General features: G+C 69.4%; 2 protein-coding genes and 1 pseudogene. All 3 read right to left on the reverse strand.

The genetic code is table 11. From position 1 onward, the window contains the following. Positions 1–320: 320 nt before the first annotated feature. Entirely contained in the window at positions 321–2,276 is a 1,956-nt protein-coding gene (locus B3G12_RS02345; protein ID WP_260983419.1) for an AMP-binding protein, read from the reverse strand. Positions 2,277–2,336: 60 nt separating this feature from the next. After that, complete coding sequence (locus tag B3G12_RS02350) at positions 2,337–3,578, reverse strand: acyl-CoA dehydrogenase family protein (RefSeq protein WP_290498908.1); 1,242 nt, start codon at positions 3,576–3,578, stop codon at positions 2,337–2,339. A 52-nt stretch (positions 3,579–3,630) separates the two neighbouring features. Next, a pseudogene (locus B3G12_RS02355) lies at positions 3,631–4,104 on the reverse strand (fatty oxidation complex subunit alpha); the annotation flags it as partial.

Consider the following 4,104-nt stretch of genomic DNA (forward strand, 5'->3'; position numbering starts at 1 on the left):
GTTGACAAACAACACACCACATCAGAGCCTCTATCGAGGCCATCGATTGGAAGTTTGTGTGCCGCATGCTTGGAAGCTCTTCGCTGTCCTCGCGGCAACTCGACCAGCTTATCCGTTCCTCGTCCGGTTCGCAACCCGGCGTTCACTCGCCGTTTGCGTTCCGTTCTGGAACAGGAAGCTTGTCGACCTGCCCGGCCAGCTCTCGGCTGTCCGTCCTTGCGGCGACTCGGAATACATTACACACGGCTTCAGGCCTGTGCAAAACGGGCGCTCCCGGTCTCCTGGGCCCCCGACCAGCCCCACCCCGGGTCAGCCCTGGATCAGCCCCGGAGGAGGTTCTTCCGCACCTTGCCCGTGGCCGTGCGGGGCAGTTCATCGCTGAAAGTGATGGTGTCCGGGACCTTGAACCCACTGAGCTGTCCTCGGACGTGCTCCCGAAGCTCGTCCTCACTCACCGCGGAACCGCCGGCGCGCACCACATGGGCGACCGGTCGCTCGCCCCACTTCTCGTGGGCGACCCCCACCACGGCGACGTCGATGACGTCCGGGTGCGAGTAGAGCGCCTGCTCCACCTCGATGGAGGAGATGTTCTCACCACCGGAGATGATGATGTCCTTCGCACGGTCCCGCAGCTGGATGTACCCGTTGGGGTGCATCACGCCCAGGTCCCCGGTGTGGAACCAGCCGCCGTCGAAGGCCTTGCGGGTGGCGGGCAGGTCCTTGTAGTAGCCAATCATCACGTTGTTGCCCCGCAGCACGACCTCCCCCAGCATCTCGCCGTCCGCGGGCACGTCTGCGCCCTCCGGGTCGACGACGCGCGCGGACTCCGCCTGGATCATCGCCACGCCCTGCCAGGACATCTGCTGTGCCCGTTCGGCCGGGGCGAGATCCGCCCACTGCTCCTGCGGCTCGCAAATGGTGATGGGACCGAAGACCTCCGTGAGGCCGTACACGTGCACGATGTCGAACCCCGCCGTCTCCAGCCGTTCAATGATGCTGGGGGCGGGAGGGGCACCGGCGGTCGTGATGCGGATGGGTTTCTCCAGGGGGTGTGCCTGTTGCGCGTCCACGATCACCGAGCACACGGCGGGCGCCCCGCACAGGTGCGTGATGCCCTGCTCGTCGAACGCGCGCCAGATCTCGTCCGCCCGCACCGCGCGCAGGCACACGTGAGTGCCGCCCGCCGCGGTGACCGCCCACGTGGTGCACCACCCGTTGCAGTGGAACATGGGCAGCGTCCACAGGTAGCGGGTGTCTCCGCCGAAGCCGTTGTGGAAGACCTCACCCAGGCTGTTGAGGTAGGCCCCGCGGTGCGCGTAGAGCACACCCTTGGGACGCCCCGTGGTCCCGGAGGTGTAGTTCAGCGTGATGGGCGCGTTCTCGTCCGCCACGCCGTAGCCGACGACGCCGCGCGCCGCGTCCCCCACGCCCGCCGCCTCGAGCGGTTCCACGTCCAGGAACTCCTCGAACGTGGGCACCGCGCCCCCCGCGCCCTCGCGGACCGCGGGAAGATCCGCCTGCTCGTCGGGGATCTGGACGAGGGTGACGCCGGGACGGTCACCGAGGGCCTCGGCCACGACGTCGAGCACGGAGACGTCCGCGAGGACCACCCGCGCCTCGCAGTGCCCCAGGATGTAGCCCAGCTCCCGGGCACTCAGGCGGGGGTTCAGCGGAACGAGCACGGCACCCGCGGCGGGCACCGCGTAGTGCGCCATCAGCGCGGCGGGAACATTCGGGGCTATCACGGCCACCGTGGGCCAGGAACGGTCCAGCAGCTCCGCGCCCTGGAATTCCTCGCCCGCTGTGCCGCCGCCGCGTCCACTGCGGGTGCTGGTATCCGTCCCTCCCGATGCCGATGAGGGATCAGACAACGTGGCCGCGCCCGGTGAGTCAGGAGCTGCGACCCCGCTGCTGGAGGCCGCCTGGTCCGTGCCCCGCCCGGGCGCCGAGGTCGAGGAGGGTTCGGCACCCGGGCGCCCGGCGTCGTCGCCGTGACCCGGGGTGGAGGCCGGGACCAGGCCCGACGCTCCGGTCCCCCGGTGGGCGTGCGCCACCCCCGGGCCCGAGGCCTGCGCCTCCTGCTCGCCCTTCGCCGTGGCGGCCACGCCGTCCCGCAGGTGGGGCAGCAGCGCCGTGGCAAAACGCCGGACGTCCCACTCGAACTGCTCCCAGGTCCACTCCTGCGTGCCGTGCACCACGGCGCGACGGCGGGGGAAGACCTCCGCGCTGCGCTCCAGGAAGCGCAGCGGGGTCAGCGGCTCGGAATTGGCAAACATGGTGCTCCCTGCGGGTCGGGCCCCGGAGGGCGCGGTGCTGGCCGCTCAGGTGTAGGCGACTCAGTTGTAGGCGGAGATCCCGGTGATCGACTTGCCGATGATCAGCGCCTGGACCGTCTCGGTCCCCTCGTAGGTGTGGATGGCCTCCACGTCCGCGAAGTGACGTGCGACACGGTTCTCCAACAGAATGCCATTGCCGCCCAGCAGATCACGAGCGTTCGCGGCGATCTGACGCGCCGTGCGCGTGGCCGTGAACTTGGCGAGGGAGGCCTGCGGGCCCGTGAGGGAGCCCGCCTCCTCCTTGCGCGCCATGGCCATCACGAGCGTCTGGATCTGCGTGAGCTCGCTCAGCATCCGGGCCAGGCGCTCCTGCACGATCTGCGAGGCGGCCAGCTGACGGCCGAACTGCTTGCGCTGAGCGGCGTACTGCACGGCGCTCTCGTAGCAGGCCTGGGCGTGACCCACGGCGGCCCAGGCCACGCCGATGCGCGTGGCGAAGAGCACCGCGGAGGTGTCCTTGAAGGACTGCGCCTTGGGCAGCACGTTCTCCGTGGGCACGAAGACGTTCTCCATGCGGATGTGCGCCTGGTGGATGGCGCGCAGGGAGAGCTTGCCGGTGATGGTGGTGGCGGTGTAGCCATCGGAGTCCTGGGGGACCACGAAGCCGAGAACCTTGCCGTCCTGGCTGCTGCGCGCCCACACCACGGTGATCCCACCCATGGACCCGTTGCCGATCCACTTCTTCTCGCCGTTGAGGACGTAGCCGCCCTCCACGGGGACCGCGGAGGTCTCCAGGCCGATGGAGTCCGAGCCGTGCGCGGGCTCGGTCAGTGCGAACGAGCCCAGCAGCTTGCCCGCCGCCATGTCCGGGAGCCAGCGCTGCTTCTGCTCGTCGCTGCCGCACATGGCGATCGAGCGCATGGCCAGACCGCCCTGCACCCCCGCCACCGTGGAGATCGAGCCGTCACCGCGGGAGAGCTCCATGCTGATCAGCCCCGCCGCCATCTTGGACATGGGCGGGTAGCCGGGAACGTCCACGCCGTCGCGCAGCAGGTCCAGCTCACCCATGCGCGCCACCAGGTCCAGGTTGTACTCGCTGTTGTCCCAGTACTCGCCGATCACCGGGAGGACGTCCTCCTGGACGAACGCGCGGGCGCGCATCCAGTGGGCGCGGTCCTCGTCCGAGATCTCGGCGAACGTGCCGGCCTCGTCCGTGTCCAGCGCCTCGTTCAGCGTGTACTCCGGCTCCATGGTGCCCACGGGGAACGTCTGCGTGGCGGATGCCGTGTTGTCGATGGTCATGATCACTCCTTGGTGCTCGAACCAGTGCTCGATGCTCGGTGGTGGAAGGGGACTACTGCTGGGCGGCGTCGAAGCGCTGCCCGCGGACGCGCTCGGAGGCACCCGTGTAGTCGAGGTAGGGCGTAATACCGCCCATGTGGAACGGGTAGTTGGCACCCAGGATCATGCAGAGGTCCACGTCCCGGGCTGTCGCCACGACGCCCTCGTCCAGCATGTGGCCGATCTCCTCCGCGAGCGCGTCCTGGACGTCGGTCAGCAGGTGGCCATCCGCGCCGTCGTCCGAACGGTCCGGCACCCCCCTCTCCTGGCGGGTGCGCTCCAATGCCTGCTGGGCACCCTCCGCGAGATAGGTCTCAGAGGTCTCCCCGCGCGGTGGCAGGGTGTTGCGCAGGCCGGCGTCCGCGACGGCGTCGAGCCACGGCGAGAGCGTGAAACGGTCCGGGTACGCCGCATTCATGGTGTGCGTGATGTGGACCAGGACCGCAGGGCCCACGAAGTCGAGCAGCTGCAGCGGGGTCATGGGCAG

The organism is Kocuria sp. UBA5001, from assembly GCF_002398425.1.
GTDB lineage: Bacteria > Actinomycetota > Actinomycetes > Actinomycetales > Micrococcaceae > Kocuria > Kocuria salsicia.

Excerpts from the sequence above, each read along its gene's own strand:
- B3G12_RS02345 (WP_260983419.1), bottom strand. The coding sequence starts at position 2,276 with ATGTTTGCCAATTCCGAGCCGCTGACCCCGCTGCGCTTCCTGGAGCGC.
- B3G12_RS02350 (WP_290498908.1), bottom strand. The coding sequence starts at position 3,578 with ATGACCATCGACAACACGGCATCCGCCACGCAGACGTTCCCCGTGGGC.